The organism is Janthinobacterium violaceinigrum (genome assembly GCF_009208555.1).
In the GTDB taxonomy this organism is placed as follows: domain Bacteria; phylum Pseudomonadota; class Gammaproteobacteria; order Burkholderiales; family Burkholderiaceae_D; genus Janthinobacterium; species Janthinobacterium violaceinigrum.
In genome coordinates this window covers 61,844-79,255 of the sequence record NZ_WFLI01000006.1, presented here as the reverse complement: position 1 = coordinate 79,255, position 17,412 = coordinate 61,844, and the positions used below count along the sequence as shown (strand labels likewise).

The following is a 17,412-nucleotide window of genomic DNA, read 5'->3' as shown; positions in this document are numbered from 1 at the left end:
CGCCCATGGCTGCGTTGCCTGGCCTGGGCGTTTTTCGGGCACTCTACGCAAAAGAAAGATAGAAAGCCAACTATGATCATGAACATGACCCCATCGGAAATCGTCACCGAACTCGACAAGCACGTGGTGGGCCAGGCCAAGGCCAAGCGCGCCGTCGCCATCGCCCTGCGCAACCGCTGGCGCCGCCAGCAGGTGGCCGAGCCCCTGCGCCATGAAATCACGCCCAAGAACATCCTCATGATCGGCCCCACGGGCGTCGGCAAGACGGAAATCGCGCGCCGTCTGGCCAAGCTGGCCGAGGCGCCGTTCATCAAGATCGAAGCGACCAAGTTCACGGAAGTGGGCTATGTGGGGCGCGACGTCGACACCATCATCCGCGACCTGATCGACATCGGCATCAAGCAGACGCGTGCGCTGGAAATGAAGAAAGTGCGCGCCCGCGCCGAAGACGCGGCGGAAGACCGCATCATCGACATCCTCGTGCCGCCGGCACGCGACTTCGGCTTCACGCCGAATACGGCAGCGGCCGTGGACAGCGGCAGCGGCGACAGCACGCGCCAGACCTTCCGCAAGCGCCTGCGCCAGGGCGAGCTCGATGACAAGGAAATCGAGATCGAGCTGGCCGAAGCGGGCCCGCAGATGGAAATCATGGCGCCGCCGGGCATGGAAGAAATGACGGAGCAGATCAAGTCCATGTTCTCGGGCGTGGGCGGACAGCGCAAGAAGGCGCGCAAGGTCAAGATCCGCGAAGCCTTGAAACTGCTGGTCGAGGAAGAAGCGGCCAAGCTGGTCAACGAGGATGAGCTGAAACAGAAGGCCATCCAGAACGTCGAGCAGAACGGCATCGTCTTCCTCGATGAAATCGACAAGATCGCCTCGCGCTCGGAATCGGGCGGCGCCGACGTCTCGCGCGCCGGCGTGCAGCGCGATCTGCTGCCGCTGGTCGAGGGCACGACCGTCAACACCAAGTACGGCATGATCCGCACGGACCACATCCTGTTCATCGCCTCGGGCGCCTTCCACCTGTCGAAACCGTCGGACCTGATCCCGGAACTGCAGGGGCGCTTCCCCATCCGCGTGGAACTGGAATCGCTGTCGATTTCGGACTTCGAGCGCATCCTGACGAGCACCGACGCTTGCCTGACGATGCAGTACGAAGCCTTGCTGGCGACGGAAAACCTCAAATTGCAATTTGCGCCGGAAGGCATCACGCGCCTGGCGGAAATCGCCTACTCGGTAAACGAGCGCACGGAAAACATCGGCGCGCGCCGCCTGCATACGGTGATGGAAAAACTGCTGGAAGAAGTGTCGTTTACGGCCAGCGAAGGCAGCAGCAGCACGGAAAACGTGCTGGTGATCGATGCGGCCTACGTCAACGAACGCCTGGAAGCGCTGTCGGTCAACGAAGACCTGTCGCGCTACGTGCTGTAATCAGGGAGGGGACCGATGGCAAACAAGGCATTGGCGACGCGGCAGAAAATGCAGTTCCGCGTCGAACCCTCGCAAAAACCGCGCAACCCCGTCGCCACTGCCGCCCTGCAGCGCGCCGCCGGGGCGCATGTGAAGACCGTGTCAGGCCAGCGCCAGCAGGAAAAACGGCTGCTGGCGAAATTGCTGTTGAAAGTAGAAACAGATAAATAGGCCGCCCGCGGACACCCCGTTTCCGGGGCGTCCGCCATCAGGCCACTCTCTGCCGCAGCAGCATCCCCTTAGAAACGGTAGGACGCGCCCAGCGAAAACATGTCGACCTTGGTCGTTTGCTTGTTGCTGTACTTGACGGGCACGCGATCCCAGTCGAGGTGCAGCGACCAGTTCTGGTTCAGCGCATACGCCGCGCCGATGCCGTAGGTCAGGCCGATCTTGCTCTTCTTGTCCGAACCGCCGCCCAGATAATCGACCTTGCCCTGCGTGTAAGCCGCACCGGCGCGGCCGCTCAGGGTAAACGCGTCAAACTGGTAGCCAAGCACGCCCTGCATGCCGAGGCCCGTGAACTTGCCGCGCCCGGCCGTCTTGCCGGCGCCCGTGTCGAAGCCGGACTTCACTTCGCCCCCCATATACCCCACCAGCTCAATCGAAGGCAGGGCCACGCCGCCCTGAAACGGCAGCGCGTCGAAACTGTAACCCACGTAGGCCTTGCCGTTGCGCTTGCTGCTTTTGTCGCAGTCGCTTTGTCCCGGCACGCAGTCGAGGCCGGTACTGGCGCGAAAGCCGTAGCTGGCGCCCATGTAGATGGGGCCCGGCGTAGGATCGGCAGCCGAAGCATGCAAGGGAGCGATGGCGGCCAGCGCCAGCAGCGCTGCGGGGAAACGTAATTTGAAGGACATGAATAACCTCTACAAGTGGATGAGTTGCCTGGTTGTAGCGCGCTGCGCGAGCCACAAGCGAGAGTGTCATCTCTTTTGCCGTAAAGTACTATCACCTTGTGCAAAGTGTCATTAAGGGCTACATTCGGTACCGTCACCCGCTACCAAACTTGTAAAAAAGGATATCTCGTGAGTTCACCCGAACTGGTTTTACGCGTGCTGCGCACGCAACTGCGCGCCGCCGGCATCACGTACAAGGTATTGGCCGAGCGCATCGCCATGAGCGAATCGAGCGTCAAGCGCATGTTTGGCCAGCACGACATGTCGCTGTCGCGCCTGGCCCTGATCTGCAAGGCCTCGGGCATCGCCATGGAAGACGTGCTGCGCGGCGCGGCCGACATCACGCCGCATGCCGACACGCTCACCCTGGTGCAGGAAAAGTCGCTGGTCGCGCATCCGCGCCTGCTGCTGGTGGCGATCTGCTGCCTGGGCCACTGGAGCCTGGAGCAGGTGGTGGAAACGTATGCGCTGACGCAGGCCGAATGCATCGGCTGCCTGGCCGAGCTGGACCGGCTGGGCTTGATCGAGCTCAAGCCGCTGAACCGCTACAGCCTGCGCGTCTCGAACGCCTTCCACTGGCTGGCCGACGGTCCCGTGCAGCAGTACTTCCGCGAACACGTGGTGGCTGATTATTTCAGCGGGCATTTCGACGGCGCCGGCGAAACCCTGATGTGCATCCCGGCGCGCCTGTCGCTGTCGAGCGCGCAGGAGCTGGTGCAGAAAATCCGCCAGCTGGCCGAGGAACTGGCGCGCCTGCACCAGAACGACCGCCGCCTGGCGCCCGCCGAGCGCGATGGCTTTACCCTGCTGCTGGGCTTTCGCTCATGGGAATTTGCCGCCTTCACGGCCCTGCGCCGCAGCACGGCGGCCGCCTCGCCCGCCACGCCGGGCGCCGCTTACCAGACCGGTCCCAGGAACAGATAAAGCGTGCTCTCGCCGCCCTTCGAGGCGCCCGATGCCACGTACACGGGACCGAAGCGCGTATCGACGGAAATGAAGGCGCTGCTGGCCTGCGTGAATTTGGTGGATTTCCAGTGCTCGCTCTGATCGAAGCCGCCACCCATCTCCAGCGAAAAGCCGGCCCGCACGGCGCCGCCGAGGGTACTTGGCAGGGAGCCGATGCGGCGCGCCATCACGAAGCGCGCCAGGGCCACGCTGCGCCCCGTCACCGACTCGAACTGCGTGCCGGACAGGCGCAGGAAGCCGCCCAGGCTGAGCGGCGCCTCGCCCCGCTGCGCGCGCGCCCATTCGCCATACACATGGCCGGCCCAGTTGCCGCTGCCGAAGGCCTTCAGGCCCGTGATGGCGGAACGCCCCAGCCCCGACTCGCCCGTACCGGTGGTCGAGGCGCGCGTCCAGGTAGCGTCGAACAGCACGCCGCGCGTGGGGAAGCCGGGCGAATCGAGCGTGTCGACGCGGAACTGGACGAACTGGTTGGTGCCCAGCGCCCGCTCCTCGGGGTAGGCCGGATCGGCAGGGATACTGACACCGGCCTTGACTTCGCTGCGCGAGACGCCGAACTGCAGATCGCCCCAGAAGCCGAACTGGCGTCCCAGCACCAGGCTGGCGCCCTGGCCGCTGTAGGCGACACGCGCGCTGCGCCGTCCCTTGTCGAACAGGTCGACCGCCTGCGAGCTGTACTGGATCGACGGTGCGATATACCACGGGTTGCCGGCGCCCAGCGGCTGCCAGTACTGCACGCCGAAATTGCGCGTGGTGCCGATCTGCGCCATGCTGCGCAATTCACCGCCCCAGCTGTTCAGGTTCGAGCGCACATGCAGCAGCTTCAGGGCAAAGGTATTGCTGTCCCTGAAATCGCTGGCCATTTCCAGGCCCACGCGCAGGCGGCTGCTGGCCCACGGCGCTTCGACCGCCTTGATGGTCACGGCGCGCTGGTCGCCGGCGTCGACCACGTCCGTCTCCACGCGCGCCACGTCGCCCCGGCCATACAGCCTGGCCGCCGCCTTGAGTACATCGTCCTGGCTGACGCTCTGTCCTTCCACCAGGCCCGATTGCGCCTGCAGGATGCGCGGATTGATCGCGCCTTCGCTCTCCACGGTCAGGCGCGCGAGAGGCAGTGCCACATCCAGCAGGGCGGGCGCCGCCAGGCGCAGCTGCTCGCGCGCCGCATACTGTTCCGGCGGCAGGGACAGCGGCGCCAGGCGGGCGGCCAGCGCCTGCGCCGCCTGTTCGCCGGCGCGCATGGCGCGCGCATAGTTTTCAAAGTCGAGGAAACTGACGCCGGTCAGGTCCGGCGCCACCAGGATATCCTGCGGGCGCAATTCCTTGAGCGAGCGCTGCACGTTCTGCTCCGTCAGGATCTGCAGCATCTGCTGCGCCACGCCGATGGCGCTGCCCAGCTCTTTTTCCGGCGCCAGCGGCGTGCCCACGTTGACGGCGATGATGATGTCGGCACCCATGGCGCGCGCCATGTCGACGGGCAGGTTGCGCACCAGGCCCCCATCGACCACCAGCCGGTTGTTGACACGCACGGGGGCAAACACGCCCGGCACGGCCAGCGACGCGCGCATCGACAGGAACAGCGGCGTGTCGACCAGCTCCACCAGCTCGCCGTTGACGAGGTCGGAGGCCACCGAGCGGAAAGGCAGCGGCAGCTGGCTGGCGGGACGGTCGCGCATGCCGGCCGGCAGCAGCCGGTTCAGCGCCATTTCCAGCGCCGCATTGCTGGCCGCGGCGGGCGGCGTGGAAATGCCGTTGCGGCTGGTGCCGAACTCGATGCGCGACGGAAGCAGCAAGTCTTCCTCGCGGCGGCGAAACGCCAGCTCGTCGCGCGGCGGCCGGTCCGCCACCACGCGCGCCCAGTTGGTCTCGCGCGCCATGTTTTCCAGGTCCGCCACGGAAGCGCCGGCCGCATACGCGCCGCCCACCACGCCGCCCATGCTGGTGCCCACCACCATGTCGATCGGCACGTGCAGCTCCTTGAGCACTTTCAGCACGCCGATGTGCGCCAGGCCGCGCGCGCCGCCGCCCGACAGCACCAGGGCGATGCGCGGGCGCTGCGGCACGGGTGCGGGAACGGCCAGGGCGGGAGCGGAAGGAACGGAGACAGCGGGGACGTCAGCGGCGGCGCCAGCTTGCGGCAACGCGCACAGCGCCGCCACGCAGCCTGCTGCCAGGACGGCACGGATCGAAAACATGAGGACTCCTGTCGCGATGGCGGCACGGCGCCATCAGCATGATGGTAATGGGGTAACTCCGAAAATCAGCTCAATTCGACGGCGGCGGCAGGCTGCTGGTCACTTGCGGCGCCGGCATCATGGTGGCCGGACGCTGCTGCTCCATCGGCAGCGGCGGCGGCACCAGGTTCGTGGCCGGCGCAGGGGCCGGCACAGGAGCCGGCGTGGCGGACACTTGCGCCGGCAAGGCCAGCGCCTTGTCGTCGGCCACCAGGTCGATGCGCTTGCTCACGCCGCCATCGCGCAGCAGCACGTGGCGCGCATGCACTTCCTGCACCGTCACGCCGGGCACCACCTCGGCGCCTTCCGGCAGGGCCACGGACGGCTTGCCATCGGTCGAGATGATGGCCACGCTGCCGCGGCCATTGCTGGCGGCCACCACGCCCTTGAGCTGGTAGTTGCTGGCCGTGGCCACGCTGACCTGGCCGCCGAACAGCGAGGCGCCCGCCTCCACGCTGGCATCCTGCACCACCGGTACGGCCGGTGGATTGATGGGGCGCTGCGGCGCCTTGAACAGCTGCATGGCCCAGTAGGCCAGCGACACCGACAGCGCCACGACGGCGAGCAGACTTGTAATTTGGGGCAAACGCTTCATGGCTTCCTTGGATTCTTATCTTACGAGCTGATTGATTTCGATAATCGGCATCAGCACGGCCAGCACGATCAGCAGCACCACCACGCCCATCGCCAGGATCAGGGCCGGCTCCAGCAGGCCGGCGATGGTGAGCGTGCGGCGCTCCAGGTCCTGCTCCTGCGCGCTGGCGGCGCGTTCCAGCATGGCCGGCAGCTCGCCCGTGATTTCGCCGGCGCGTATCATGTGGATCAGCATGGGCGGAAAATGCTTTTGCGCCGACAGCGCGCGCGCCAGGCTGACGCCCTCGCGCACGGCGCCGCTGGCTTCCTGCACCAGTTCCTGCATCGCCACGTTGGTCAATGTATCGCGGCTGGTGTCGAGCGCGCGCAGGATCGGCACGCCGGACCCCGTGGTGATAGCCAGGGTGCTGGCAAAGCGGGCCGTATTCAGGCTGCGCTCGAACTTCCCATACAGGGGCGCCGTCAGCAGCCAGGTATGCCAGCGCCGCTTCAGGGCCGGCTGCTGCAGCGCGCGGCGCCAGGCAAACCAGGCGCCGGCCAGGAGCACGGCCACGATGAGGCCATAGTTGCGCACGAAGTCCGACAGCGCCAGCATGATCACGGTCAGCATGGGCAGCTTTTGCTTGGTATTGGCGAATACGGAAACGATCTGCGGCACCACGTAGGTGAGCAGGAAGATCACGATGGAAAACGCCACCACCGTGACGATGGCCGGATAGGTAAAGGCCAGCTTGACCTTCTGTACCAGCGCATTGCGCCGCTCGATGTAGTCGGCCAGGCGCGACAGCACGCGCGACAAATGGCCGATCTGTTCGCCCGACGCCACCAGCGCCCGGTAAATTTCCGCGAAATCGCGCGGGTGGCGCGCCAGCACGTCGGAAAATGCGGCGCCGCCGATCACTTCCGAACGGATCGAGGCGATCAGGTCGCGCAGGTAGGGCCGCTCGGCCTGCTCCAGCAGCGCGGAAAACGCCTGCTCCAGCGGCAGGCCCGCTTCCAGCAGGCTGGCCAGCTGGCGCGTAAACAGGGCCAGTTCGGTGCTGGACAGGCGCTCGCCGAAGCCGCGCCGCTTGGTCACGCCGGCGGCGTCGACCTGCGCGGCGATCGGCTCGACAGCCAGCGGCACCAAGCCCTGCACGCGCAGCTCGGCGCGCGCGGAACGGGGACTGTCGGCATTGAGCACACCCTTGCGGGTGGCGCCTTGCGCGTCGACGGCTTCATAACGGAATGCGGGCATGGTGGCGGGCCTAGTCTTTGGTCACGCGCAGCAATTCTGCCTGCGTGGTGGTGCCGTCGCGCAGCCAGCGTTCGCCGTCCTCGCGCATGCCCGTCATGCCGTCCTGCAGGGCGACGGCGCGCACGTCCGCTTCCGAGGCGCGGTTGTGGATCTGCGCGCGGATCTGTTCCGTCGTGCGCAGCAGCTCGTACACGCCCACGCGGCCCTGGTAGCCCGTCTGGCCGCAATGCTCGCAGCCGACGGCCTGCCAGTACTGGCCATCGAAGGTCTTGCAGGAGCCGCACAATTTGCGCACCAGGCGCTGCGCCAGCACGCCCAGCAGCGACGACGACAGCAGGAAGGGCTCGATGCCCATGTCCAGCAGGCGCGTGACGGCCGCCGAAGCGTCGTTCGTGTGCAGGGTCGCCAGCACCAGATGGCCCGTCAACGACGCCTGCACGGCGATCTGCGCCGTTTCCAGGTCGCGGATCTCGCCGATCATGATCACATCGGGATCCTGCCGCAGAATCGCCCGCAGCGCCTTGGCAAAGGTCATGTCGATGCGCGGGTTGACTTGCGTCTGGCCCACGCCTGCCAGGTCGTACTCGATCGGGTCTTCCACCGTCAGGATGTTCGTGGTCGTCGCGTTGAGCATCGACAGCGCCGCATACAGGGTGGTGGTCTTGCCCGAGCCGGTAGGGCCCGTGACGAGCACGATGCCGTGCGGCTGCGTGATCAAGCCATCGAACTGCTGCAGCATGGGCGCGCTCATGCCCAGGTGCTGCAGGTCGAGGCGGCCTGCTTCCTTGTCCAGCAAACGCAATACGGCCCGTTCGCCATGCCCGGTGGGCAGGGTCGAGACGCGCACGTCGACGGGCTTGCCGCCCACGCGCAGAGTGATGCGGCCGTCCTGCGGCAAGCGTTTTTCGGCGATGTCGAGCTGCGCCATGATCTTGATGCGCGAAATCAGCGAACCGTGGATGGCCTTCCTTGGGCGCACGACGTCGCGCAGGCTGCCGTCGATGCGGAAGCGCACGACGGACGTCTGCTCGAACGGTTCGATGTGGATATCGGACGCGCCTTCGCGCAGCGCCTGCGTCAGCAGCGCGTTGATCATGCGGATCACGGGCGCATCGTCGGACGACTCGAGCAAGTCCTCGATGGCCGGCACGTCCTGCAGCAGCTTGGTCAAGTCCAGGTCGGCGTCGAATTCATCGGCCATCTGCGACGCGTCGCCGCCGCCGCCCGCGTAGGCGCCGGCAATCGCCGCATCGAGGTCGCCGCGCGGCAGCACCGTCAGCTGGATCTGGCCGAAACGGCGCGACACTTCGGCAATGGCCGCCGGCGCCGTCGATGCCGCCACCAGCACCTCGACGGGAGCGCCGTCCTGCGCGCCGGGCCGGGCCAGCAGGCCGAAATCGCGCGCGTAGGCGTAGGGAAGCAGATTGCTCATGACTGTCCCATCACTTCTGCGGCTGCGGCAATTGCTGCTGCTGGTATTGCTGCAGCAGCGGCTGCGGCGGCGTGGCCGCATTGGCCGGCGCGCCTGGCGGCGGCGTCGGCGCCGGCGGCACGGGACGCGTCACCATGCTGCCGCCCACGGGCTGACCATCCTGCAGGGCCGGCAGCACGGGCGTGCCCAGGTCCTTCAGCATCAGGTTGCCCGTGGCCGGCACGGCGGCCGTCTCGGCCGAACGCATGTAGTCGTAGCGGTCGGCCGCCAGGCTGCCGCTCTGCTCCTTGTTGCGCACGATGACGGGGCGCAGGAAGATCATCAGATTGGTTTTCTTGCGCTCGCGCGTCTGGTACTTGAACAGGTTGCCGATCAGGGGGATATCGCCCAGGCCGCGCACTTTTTCCGCATTGTCGCCCGTGCTGTCCTCGATCAGGCCGCCCAGGACGATGATCTGGCCATCGTCGGCCAGCACATTGTTTTCGATCACGCGGTTGTTGATGGTGATGCCGCTGACTGCCGACGCCGTGGATTTGTCCACGCTCGACGTCTCGTGATAGATGCCCAGCTTGATCGTGCCGCCTTCGGAAATCTGCGGACGCACCTTCAGGGTCAGGCCCACTTCCTTGCGGTCGATGGTCTGGAACGGATTCGTGTTGGTACCGGCCGTGCTCGTGTACTGGCCCGTCAGGATAGGCACGTTCTGGCCCACCTTGATGGTCGCCAGTTCATTGTCCAGGGTGATCAGGTTCGGCGTCGACAGGATGTTGGCGTTGCCGTCCGATTCCAGCGCATGCGCCACGGCGCCCAGGCCCAGCGCGCCGTTGATCTGCTTGAAGATGCCGACCGTCAGGCCGCCCGTCGGCAAGACCTTGCCGCCGCCCGTGGCGATGGCGCCGATGTTGTTGGTGGTGCCCGAGGCGAACGACTGCAGCGCGCCCACGCGGTAGTTGCTGGAGCTGTCGCCCGACAGGCCCAGCCACTGCACGCCGAATTCGGACGCCTTGGACGACGTCACTTCGACGATCAGCGCCTCGATGTAGACCTGGGCGCGGCGCACGTCGAGCTGGTCGATCACGGCGCGCAGGTTGCGGTAGACGGCTTCGTTGCAGGTCAGGATCAGGGTGTTGGTGGACGCGTCGGCCTGGATGAAACCGGCCGCGCCGCCCGACGACAGCTGCTGCGGCCCGTTGTTCAGCGACGCGCCGCCCGTGCCGCCGCTTTGCGTATTGCCGCCCAGGCCAGTGCTGTTCATGCCGCTGTTGGTCTGGCTGATCTGGTTGTTCGTGCTCTGGTTGCTGCTGCCCTGCTGCGCCGAAGCAGCCGTGCCGTCCGACGTCACGACCGAGCGCAAGGTCTGCGCCAGCTTGGTGGCGTCCGCATTTTTCAGGTACACCACGTGCACGTTGCCCAGCTGCGTGGTGGGCTGGTCCAGCTTGGAAATGAGCGACTTGGCCAGGTTGGCGCGCGCCGCCGACGGGGCGCGCAGCACCAGCGAATTGGTGCGCGGGTCGGCCAGCACGGACACCTTGCCCGCGTCGCCCGTCGCGCCGGCGCCCGCATTCCCGCCCTCCATCAGCTTGTTGACCATCGAGGCCAGGTCGGAAGCGATCGCATAGCGCACGGGAATCACGTCCAGGTCCGTCGAGGCGGGGACGTCGAGCGCGGCGATGATCTTCGCCAGGCGCTTGAGGTTATCCGCGTAATCGGTGATCACCAGCGAGTTGTTGCCCGGGTTGGCGTTGATCGTATTGTTCGGCGAGATCAGCGGGCGCAGCACGGCCAGCAGGTTGGCCGACGATTCGTAGTTCAGGTAAAACACCTGGGTGGCGATCTGGTCGCCCTTCACCTGGCTGCTGCCATTGCCCACCTGGGTGGGCACGGATTGCAGTTTGGCGTCCGCTTCCGGCACCACCTTCGCGTAGCCGTCGCCGGACACCACCGCGTAGCCCTGCAGGCGCAAGGCGGAAGCGAGCAGTCCGAAAGCCTGCGTCTTGCTGATCGATTTTTCCGACACGAGGGTGATCGTGCCCTTGACGCGGGGGTCGATGACGAAATTGATGTTGGTGTAATGGCCCACCGCCTTGATCACCGATTCGATGTCGGCGCCGACGAAATTGAGCGCCGCTTCATCGCCGGGCGCGGCCCAGACGGATGCCGGCATGCCGGCCACGGAACAGCACAGCAAGGCGGCGGCCGACAGGCGGCGCAGCGAGAAGGAGAAAGTATGGGGGCTCACGGATGGTTTTTTCATTGTCTGAACTCTAAGGCGATGATGTTTTTTTCGCTATTGCTACGGCGCTGTCCCAGCAAATTCAACAAACTCGCCAAGGTCTCTTCATATCCTGCTGCGGCCTGGGCCTGGCCGGAAAACTGCATGCGCCCCTGTTGCAGGCTGCCGCTGCCGTCGAGCAGCAGCGGTCCCTTGATGGAGCGCAAGGTCAACGTCGCCTGCTGCCCCTGCCAATCGAAATCGAGCTCGTAGCTGCCCAGCGGACGCAAGGACGACAGGCGCGACGCCATGTCCGTCATCTGCAAGGTGGTGCGGCCGACGGCGGAAAACTGCCGCTGCTCCAGGGCCAGCTCCAGGGTGCTCCACGACAGGCGCATGCTGCCCGTCGGCGCCACGGTATTCAAGGGCGCGCCCAGGCCGCCCAGGCCATCGGCCGGCAGCAGCAGGGCCGCCGGGCTGACTTGCCAGTGCGACCACGACCCGCGCAAGTTCACCGTCTGCGACAGCGCCTGCGGGTTCTGCAATTCCACGTCCGCCGATCCCCACAGCACCGAGGGCGAAATGCGCCAGCTGAAACGCCCCGGCAGCAGGGGCGTCACGGCGCCGTTCGCGCTGGCGGCCCCGCCGATAAAGGCCGAGCCGCGCCACAGGGTACCTTGCGCGTCGCCCAAGGTCAAACGTCCGCCCGTCTGCTTTTCCACGATGCCCGCAACCCAGCCGGCCGGAAAAAATACCAGCAGGGTGATGCAGACGCTGGCGACGATGGCCAGCAGCCAGCCAAGCAGGCGCATCATCGCGCCGCGCCCGGGCTCTGGTGCAGGGTCAGGCTGGCGTCGACCAGCCCCGCCTTGCTCTGCGCCGTGATCTTCGCTTCCTGCACCGCCACGCGGCCTTCGCGGCGCAAGCCGTCCAGCCACAGCATGACGCTGGCGAACGGCACGCCGTTCAGCTGCACGCGCGCATATTCCCCCGTCAGCGACAGCGATTGCGGGCTCAGGCCGCGCGCTTTCAGCGAGGCGTCGAGGCTTTCACGGCTCATGGGGGCCACCTGCACCGGCGCCTGGCGCGCCAGGTCACCCGCTTCGCGCGCCAGCGCCTGCAGCTGGGCCGCGTTCTGGCGCAGCTCGGGCAAGCTCTTTTGCAGGGAGATGCGCCCCGTCCAGGCCGGCTCGAAAAACACGGCATAGACGAGGGCCAGCCCCGCCACCACGCCGCCGATGGCCAGCAGCTTGCGTTCCTGCTGCGTGCGCTCCGTCCAGAACGCCTGCAGGTTCTGTTCCTGGCCCGTCAGCGCGGCGCGGATCTTGTTTACTGCTGCACTCATGCTTTTGCTCCCGTGGCCGGCGTGATCTTCCACACGCCCGGCGCCGTTTCATTCAGGGCCAGCTTGCGCGCGGCCAGGCCGTCGCGCACCTGCGCCTGGGCGCTGGCGTCGACCATGTCCGGTTTCAGCCTGACGATCAGGGCCCGCTCGCGGTATTCCAGCGACGCCACCACGCCGCGCCCGGCCAAGCCGCCCAGCGCCTCGCCCAGGGCCGCGCTCATGCTGGTGAAGTCATCCATGCTGGCTTGCCCGCCCTGCAGGCGGGCAGCGGCGATATTGCGCCGCATCTGCTCCGCTTCCAGGCCAAACACGGGCGCTTCGTTCGGATACGCGGCCTTGAAGGTTTGCTGCATCGAGGTGCGCACGGTGGCGGCCTCGCGCTTCAAACGCATCCATTCGATATTCATGCCGGCCAGGTTGACGATCACGGCCAGCAGTGCCAGGCGCAGCGGCCAGCGCCAGCGGCGCCAGTCGGCGGCCGCGCCTGTCGCCGTGCCCAGCGCAGGGGCCAGGTCCAGCGCCGCGCCCCTGGCGCCGGCAATCCAGTGCGCCCAGTGGTCAGGCTCGACCGTCACGCCCTCCATGCCGGCCGCGAGCTGTTGATATTGCGCCAGCTCCGCCTGCGCCACGTAGACCGTCAGGGGCACGTCGCCGGCAAACGCGCGCGTCGCCAGCAGCGCCTGCTGCGGCTGGGCCGGCAATACCAGGCCCAGGCCCTCTTGCGGCGCCTGGCGCAAGGCCAGTTCCAAACCGTCGCCGCTGGCCTGCAGGGCAGCCGTCACGCTGCCCGGCTGCAGGGGCAGGCACAGCTGCGACGGCAGCAGCGCCACCTTGCGCGCGCCCTGCGCCAGCAAAGCTTTTACCAACACCTCGGCCCAGGCGCGCTGCGCCACGGCCACCGTGCGCATGCCAGCAGCGTCGGGCGCACCGGCGGCCAGCAGGCAATCCTGGGCGTCGCCGAGAATATGTTCTTCCACCAGGCCCGGCAAGGCCGCGCGCAAACGGGCGCCGGCCAGCGGCGGCGTTTTCAGGCGCAGCAGGGTCACGTCGGCGGCCGCCAGCAACAGCACCACCTGCTTCGCGCCGGCGATCAACTGGCCCAGGCTGCCCAGCGGCGCGCTGCCCTGCTGCAACAGGGCGCCGCCGTCGCCGGCCAGCACGAAGGAGCAGGCAGGCGCGCTGTCGGTGGACGCCTTGGCCGGGTGACGGATATACAGTATTGTCAAAGTGACTCGCTTTCAGCTGTTAATTTTCCCGCAGCCAGACCAGGCTGGTGGTGCGCGCAGGATTCGGCTCGCGCCACACCAGTGCCTGCGCATCGAGCGCGGCGCGGTCCAGGCGCACGCGGATCACGGTGAGGAAGTACTGACTTTTCACATCGATCTCCACGCCATTGATCGGCAACTTGCCGTTGATATTATTCTGGAAATTTGCTCTATCGACAAACTTTTTACGCGGATTGCTCAAGGTTAGTGCGCTGGCCTCGGAGACCGACATGTCGGTAATGGCCGACAGCACCTCGGCCGACGCCGTATTCACGTTCACCGCCGTCGGTTTCGGCAGCACGATGATGTAATCGCGCAGCTTCTCGATGGCTTGCGGCGTATAGCCTGGCACGGCCAGCAAGTCCTCGACCTGCGTGAAGGCCACCGGCTCGCTGCTGCCGCCCGTGGCGGCGGGGGCGGCGGGCGTCTTGCCGTCGGTGCCGCTGTCGGCGGCACGCGGTTTCGGCCGCGCGCGCAGCACGGCATCGGCCGTGGCCTGCGCCAGCGAACTATCGAGCTGCAAGTTGGACAGCAAGCGCTGGTAGGCCTGCACGTAGGGCTGGCTGACGATGCCCGTGGCGGTGGCCAGGTTGGTGATATTGAAACGCGCCTGCGCATCGAGCGCGCGGCCCGAGACGGTGGCGTCGAATTTTTCCGTGTCGACCTTCTCGCGGTCCACATAATCGTCGAGCCGCGCTTCCTCGATGGGCGTGGCCCATACGCCATCGAGCGCCGTCAGCGAAGGATTGTCCTGGCGCAGCCAGAAGCGGGCGAAGTCGACCATGCCGCGCATGGCCCATTGCGTCTGCAGGCGCAAACGCTGGTTTTCCATCGAGCGCACCTGCACCTGCTGCTGCCAGAACAGGCTGGCGACGACGGTGATGGCCAGCGCCGTCAGCAGCAAGGCCGTGATGACGGCCACGCCGCGCTGGCGTGCTGGGCGGGAAAAACTCTTCATCCCGGCCCCAATAAAAAGACTTTGGACAGGCCCGCGTCCTGGCCCGGCATCTGCAGGGTCACTTCCAGGCCCGGCACTTGCGTGGAAATGGCGGCGCCCGCCGTCAGCACGTTCCAGGCGCCATTGCTCCAGCCCCGCATGACCATGCTGTCGACGCCATGCATCAGGGCCACGTCGGCGCTGGAGGTATCGGTATCGTCGCGCGCCGCCTGCCACAGGGTGTCGAGCACGGCCAGGTCGCGCGTACCGTTCGACTCGCGCCGCGTCAGCACGCCGCCGCGCAGGCGGTAAGTGACCACTTGCAACTGCTGCGCTTCCTGTTCCGATGCGGCCAGGCGCACCAGGGTCAGGCGGTCATTTTCCGCCGACAAGTTGGTGCGGCCATTCAGCAGGCTGGTGCTTAGGCCGGCGCCAGCCAGGTGGTCGCAATCGCTTTGCATCTGGGCAAACGCCAGCTGCATGCCGCGTGCCTGCTCCAGCTGGCTGGTCAGCACTTCGCGCGAACGCATGATGCTGTCCAGGCCGCGCCAGCCCAGCACGGCGACCATGGCCAGGATGCCGATCGCCACGAGCAGCTCGATCAGCGTGAAACCGGCGGTGGAGAGCGTGCGGCGCGCCATCAGTCGTTAAAGGAAAGCAAGACCAGGCGCACGATGCGCCGGGCCGGGTATTGCACGTCATACACGTTGACGCGCACTTGCCGGATGCGGGGATTCGGCGTGGCCACCACTTCCTCTTCGCAGATGAGTTTTAAATCGCCCTGCGGGCAGTCGACCGTGCGCTTGCCCGTCTGCGGGAAGGTTTTTGCCAGGCGCAGCCGCACCAGGTGGTTTTCCGCCGACCAGGTGGCCATCATGGCGCTGCGCAAGCCGTCGCTGTTTTGCGTCAGGCTGCCCACGGCGCGCAAGGAGGCGCCCAGCGCCGTGCCGACGATGACGAGGGCGACGAGGACTTCGAGCAGAGTAAAACCGCGCGGGCGGCGGTGAGCTGAGGGCCGCATCATTGCTCGACCGTGAAATGGCCGATGCCGTCGGCGCGGATGGCCACGCTGCGTTCGCCGCTGGCCAGGGTCAGCACGAAGGGCTTGTCGACGGGTTCGCGGCCGAAGATGATGCGCAGGGGCTGGGCCACGCTGCTCGACGGCTGCACGCTGAGCAGCATGGGCGTATTGTTGAAGCTGCGCTCGCGCAGCAAATCGTCCTGCGTCACGGGCTGCCACAGCTTTTCATTGAGGACCAGGAAACGGTATTGATTTTCGTCCGCCTCGAAAGCCACCTGCCGGCTGCGCACGATGGCTTCATCGCGCGCCAGCTGCAGCAGCAGGGCGATGCGCTCGGCTTCCTTTTGCAGCGCCTGCTGGCCGTTCGGCATGGCGTTCAGCGAGACCAGGCCCAGGGTGACGCCGATAATGACCATCACCACCAGCAATTCGATCAGCGTGAAGCCGCGCTGGCGCAGCTGGCGGCCGGTGGTCATGGCAGGCATGCAATGGGAAACTTACAGTTCCCAGGAACCGATATCGGCATCGTCGCCGCTACCGCCGGGCTGGCCGTCGGCACCCAGCGAAATCAGATCGACTTCGCCTTTCACGCCTGGCGACAGGTATTGGTATGGGTTGCCCCATGGATCCTTCGGCATCTTTTCCAGGTAGCCGCCCGCCTTCCAGCCGTTCGCGGCCGGTCCCGTCGTCGGTTTTTCGATCAGCGCCTGCAAGCCCTGTTCCGTCGTCGGGTAGCGCTGGTTATCCAGGCGGTACAGTTTCAAGGCTTGCATCACGGTGGCGATGTCGACTTTCGCCGCCGCCACTTTCGACTCGCCCGTGCGGGCGATCAGCTTGGGCACCACGAGCGAGGCGAGGATGCCCATGATCACCACCACAACCATGATTTCGATCAAAGTGAAGCCGCGCGCGCGGCGCTGGCGATTCGGATGGTTTGCTGCGTTTTGCATAAGAAAGAGAGAAGAAGGTGAGTAATGAATGCAGAGTATAAAGCGGAAATATGACAAAGCCTGTCATATGGGGAAAAATTTGTGCGGCGCCTGTCAGCCCGGCAAGACCACTTCGCCGCAAACGGCGCAGCCCGGGTCGCGCGCGACGCGCATGCTGCTCCATTCCATGTGCAAGCCGTCGAGCAGCAGCAGGCGCCCGGCCAGGGATTCCCCCGTGCCCATCACCAGTTTCAGCGCCTCGGCCGCCTGCATGGCGCCCACCACGCCCACCAGCGGCGCGAACACGCCCATGGTCGAGCACGCCTCATCCGTGAACTGCTGTTCCTGCGGAAACAGGCAGGAGTAGCAGGGCTGGGTGCCCGTGCGCGGGTCGAACACGCTCACTTGCCCGTCGAAGCGGATCACGGCGCCCGACACCAGCGGCACCTTGGCCGCCACGCAGGCGCGGTTGACGGCATGGCGCGTGGCGAAGTTATCGGTGCAGTCGAGCACCACCGTGCTGGAGCAGACCAGTTCGGCCAGGCGCGCGCCGCCGAGACGTTCCTGCAGCGCCACAATTTCAATATCCGGATTGATTCCGGTCAAGGTTTCACGCGCCGACAGCACTTTCGGCTGGCCCACGCGCTGCGTGGTGTGGGCGATCTGGCGCTGCAGATTGGTCAGGTCGACCGTATCGTCATCGACCAGGGTCAGCTTGCCGACACCGCTGGCGGCCAGATACATGGCCGCGGGCGAACCGAGCCCGCCCGCGCCGATCACCAGCACATGCGCGTCGAGCAAGGCTTGCTGGCCTTCGATGCCGATCTCGTCCAGCAGGATATGGCGCGAATAGCGCAGCAGCTGATTGTCGTTCATGGCG

The 17,412-nt window shown here is 66.4% G+C and carries 18 protein-coding genes; 3 read left to right on the top strand and 15 right to left on the bottom strand.

Annotated features, from left to right (window positions below; all coding sequences use genetic code 11):
• The first annotated feature begins 78 nt into the window (after positions 1-78).
• Both hslU and GCN75_RS07150 read left to right on the top strand, forming a co-directional pair.
• A complete protein-coding gene (gene hslU, locus GCN75_RS07155; protein ID WP_152281988.1) occupies positions 79-1,431 on the top strand; it encodes an ATP-dependent protease ATPase subunit HslU in 1,353 nt (450 codons plus the stop codon).
• Positions 1,432-1,446: 15 nt separating this feature from the next.
• Positions 1,447-1,641 (top strand): hypothetical protein, encoded by a 195-nt coding sequence (locus GCN75_RS07150; protein ID WP_034753063.1) that lies wholly within the window; start codon positions 1,447-1,449, stop codon positions 1,639-1,641.
• A gap of 68 nt (positions 1,642-1,709) precedes the next feature.
• Here the strand turns inward: GCN75_RS07150 and GCN75_RS07145 are convergent, their stop codons facing one another.
• Positions 1,710-2,324, bottom strand: coding sequence for an outer membrane protein (locus tag GCN75_RS07145; RefSeq protein ID WP_152281987.1), 615 nt, complete (start codon positions 2,322-2,324; stop codon positions 1,710-1,712).
• Between the two features lie 168 nt (positions 2,325-2,492).
• Here GCN75_RS07145 and GCN75_RS07140 point away from each other — a divergent pair, with 168 nt between their 5' ends.
• Positions 2,493-3,287 (top strand): helix-turn-helix domain-containing protein, encoded by a 795-nt coding sequence (locus tag GCN75_RS07140; RefSeq protein ID WP_226941180.1) that lies wholly within the window; start codon positions 2,493-2,495, stop codon positions 3,285-3,287.
• Here GCN75_RS07140 and GCN75_RS07135 read toward each other — a convergent pair.
• From GCN75_RS07135 to GCN75_RS07070, 14 genes are all read right to left on the bottom strand, one after another.
• Positions 3,260-5,521, bottom strand: coding sequence for a patatin-like phospholipase family protein (locus GCN75_RS07135; protein WP_152281986.1), 2,262 nt, complete (start codon positions 5,519-5,521; stop codon positions 3,260-3,262). The genes GCN75_RS07140 and GCN75_RS07135 overlap by 28 nt on opposite strands.
• 70 nt (positions 5,522-5,591) lie before the next feature.
• Positions 5,592-6,155 (bottom strand): type II secretion system protein N, encoded by a 564-nt coding sequence (locus GCN75_RS07130; RefSeq protein ID WP_152281985.1) that lies wholly within the window; start codon positions 6,153-6,155, stop codon positions 5,592-5,594.
• A 15-nt stretch (positions 6,156-6,170) separates the two neighbouring features.
• A complete protein-coding gene (gene gspF, locus GCN75_RS07125; RefSeq protein ID WP_152281984.1) occupies positions 6,171-7,391 on the bottom strand; it encodes a type II secretion system inner membrane protein GspF in 1,221 nt (406 codons plus the stop codon).
• A 10-nt stretch (positions 7,392-7,401) separates the two neighbouring features.
• On the bottom strand, positions 7,402-8,823 hold the full coding sequence (gene gspE / locus GCN75_RS07120) for a type II secretion system ATPase GspE (protein ID WP_152281983.1): 1,422 nt from the start codon (positions 8,821-8,823) through the stop codon (positions 7,402-7,404).
• Positions 8,824-8,833: 10 nt separating this feature from the next.
• Positions 8,834-11,077, bottom strand: coding sequence for a type II secretion system secretin GspD (gene gspD / locus GCN75_RS07115; protein WP_152281982.1), 2,244 nt, complete (start codon positions 11,075-11,077; stop codon positions 8,834-8,836).
• Entirely contained in the window at positions 11,074-11,850 is a 777-nt protein-coding gene (locus tag GCN75_RS07110; RefSeq protein ID WP_152281981.1) for a type II secretion system protein N, read from the bottom strand. Before GCN75_RS07110 ends, gspD begins: the two co-directional genes overlap by 4 nt.
• The gene (gspM, locus tag GCN75_RS07105) at positions 11,847-12,380 is read right to left on the bottom strand and encodes a type II secretion system protein GspM (RefSeq protein WP_152281980.1); all 534 of its coding nucleotides are present in this window, start codon (positions 12,378-12,380) and stop codon (positions 11,847-11,849) included. The genes GCN75_RS07110 and gspM overlap by 4 nt, the downstream gene beginning before the upstream one ends.
• Positions 12,377-13,606: a type II secretion system protein GspL gene (gspL, locus tag GCN75_RS07100; protein WP_226941179.1), complete on the bottom strand. Its 1,230-nt coding sequence runs from the start codon at positions 13,604-13,606 to the stop codon at positions 12,377-12,379. Before gspL ends, gspM begins: the two co-directional genes overlap by 4 nt.
• A gap of 19 nt (positions 13,607-13,625) precedes the next feature.
• Positions 13,626-14,603: a type II secretion system minor pseudopilin GspK gene (gspK, locus tag GCN75_RS07095; protein WP_152281979.1), complete on the bottom strand. Its 978-nt coding sequence runs from the start codon at positions 14,601-14,603 to the stop codon at positions 13,626-13,628.
• Positions 14,600-15,223: a prepilin-type N-terminal cleavage/methylation domain-containing protein gene (locus tag GCN75_RS07090; protein WP_152281978.1), complete on the bottom strand. Its 624-nt coding sequence runs from the start codon at positions 15,221-15,223 to the stop codon at positions 14,600-14,602. The genes gspK and GCN75_RS07090 overlap by 4 nt, the downstream gene beginning before the upstream one ends.
• Positions 15,223-15,606, bottom strand: coding sequence for a type II secretion system minor pseudopilin GspI (gene gspI, locus GCN75_RS07085; RefSeq protein WP_405002789.1), 384 nt, complete (start codon positions 15,604-15,606; stop codon positions 15,223-15,225). The genes GCN75_RS07090 and gspI overlap by 1 nt, the downstream gene beginning before the upstream one ends.
• Positions 15,603-16,088 (bottom strand): type II secretion system minor pseudopilin GspH, encoded by a 486-nt coding sequence (gene gspH / locus GCN75_RS07080; RefSeq protein ID WP_152281976.1) that lies wholly within the window; start codon positions 16,086-16,088, stop codon positions 15,603-15,605. The genes gspI and gspH overlap by 4 nt, the downstream gene beginning before the upstream one ends.
• 12 nt (positions 16,089-16,100) lie before the next feature.
• A complete protein-coding gene (gspG, locus tag GCN75_RS07075) occupies positions 16,101-16,553 on the bottom strand; it encodes a type II secretion system major pseudopilin GspG (RefSeq protein WP_152281975.1) in 453 nt (150 codons plus the stop codon).
• A 93-nt stretch (positions 16,554-16,646) separates the two neighbouring features.
• Positions 16,647-17,408 (bottom strand): HesA/MoeB/ThiF family protein, encoded by a 762-nt coding sequence (locus tag GCN75_RS07070; protein ID WP_152281974.1) that lies wholly within the window; start codon positions 17,406-17,408, stop codon positions 16,647-16,649.
• Positions 17,409-17,412 lie beyond the last annotated feature (4 nt).

Excerpts from the sequence above, each read along its gene's own strand:
- hslU (WP_152281988.1), top strand. The coding sequence starts at position 79 with ATGAACATGACCCCATCGGAAATCGTCACCGAACTCGACAAGCACGTG.
- GCN75_RS07150 (WP_034753063.1), top strand. The coding sequence starts at position 1,447 with ATGGCAAACAAGGCATTGGCGACGCGGCAGAAAATGCAGTTCCGCGTC.
- GCN75_RS07145 (WP_152281987.1), bottom strand. The coding sequence starts at position 2,324 with ATGTCCTTCAAATTACGTTTCCCCGCAGCGCTGCTGGCGCTGGCCGCC.
- GCN75_RS07135 (WP_152281986.1), bottom strand. The coding sequence starts at position 5,521 with ATGTTTTCGATCCGTGCCGTCCTGGCAGCAGGCTGCGTGGCGGCGCTG.
- GCN75_RS07130 (WP_152281985.1), bottom strand. The coding sequence starts at position 6,155 with ATGAAGCGTTTGCCCCAAATTACAAGTCTGCTCGCCGTCGTGGCGCTG.
- gspF (WP_152281984.1), bottom strand. The coding sequence starts at position 7,391 with ATGCCCGCATTCCGTTATGAAGCCGTCGACGCGCAAGGCGCCACCCGC.
- gspE (WP_152281983.1), bottom strand. The coding sequence starts at position 8,823 with ATGAGCAATCTGCTTCCCTACGCCTACGCGCGCGATTTCGGCCTGCTG.
- gspD (WP_152281982.1), bottom strand. The coding sequence starts at position 11,077 with ATGAAAAAACCATCCGTGAGCCCCCATACTTTCTCCTTCTCGCTGCGC.
- GCN75_RS07110 (WP_152281981.1), bottom strand. The coding sequence starts at position 11,850 with ATGATGCGCCTGCTTGGCTGGCTGCTGGCCATCGTCGCCAGCGTCTGC.
- gspM (WP_152281980.1), bottom strand. The coding sequence starts at position 12,380 with ATGAGTGCAGCAGTAAACAAGATCCGCGCCGCGCTGACGGGCCAGGAA.
- gspK (WP_152281979.1), bottom strand. The coding sequence starts at position 14,603 with ATGAAGAGTTTTTCCCGCCCAGCACGCCAGCGCGGCGTGGCCGTCATC.
- GCN75_RS07090 (WP_152281978.1), bottom strand. The coding sequence starts at position 15,223 with ATGGCGCGCCGCACGCTCTCCACCGCCGGTTTCACGCTGATCGAGCTG.
- gspI (WP_405002789.1), bottom strand. The coding sequence starts at position 15,606 with ATGATGCGGCCCTCAGCTCACCGCCGCCCGCGCGGTTTTACTCTGCTC.
- gspH (WP_152281976.1), bottom strand. The coding sequence starts at position 16,088 with ATGCCTGCCATGACCACCGGCCGCCAGCTGCGCCAGCGCGGCTTCACG.
- gspG (WP_152281975.1), bottom strand. The coding sequence starts at position 16,553 with ATGCAAAACGCAGCAAACCATCCGAATCGCCAGCGCCGCGCGCGCGGC.
- GCN75_RS07070 (WP_152281974.1), bottom strand. The coding sequence starts at position 17,408 with ATGAACGACAATCAGCTGCTGCGCTATTCGCGCCATATCCTGCTGGAC.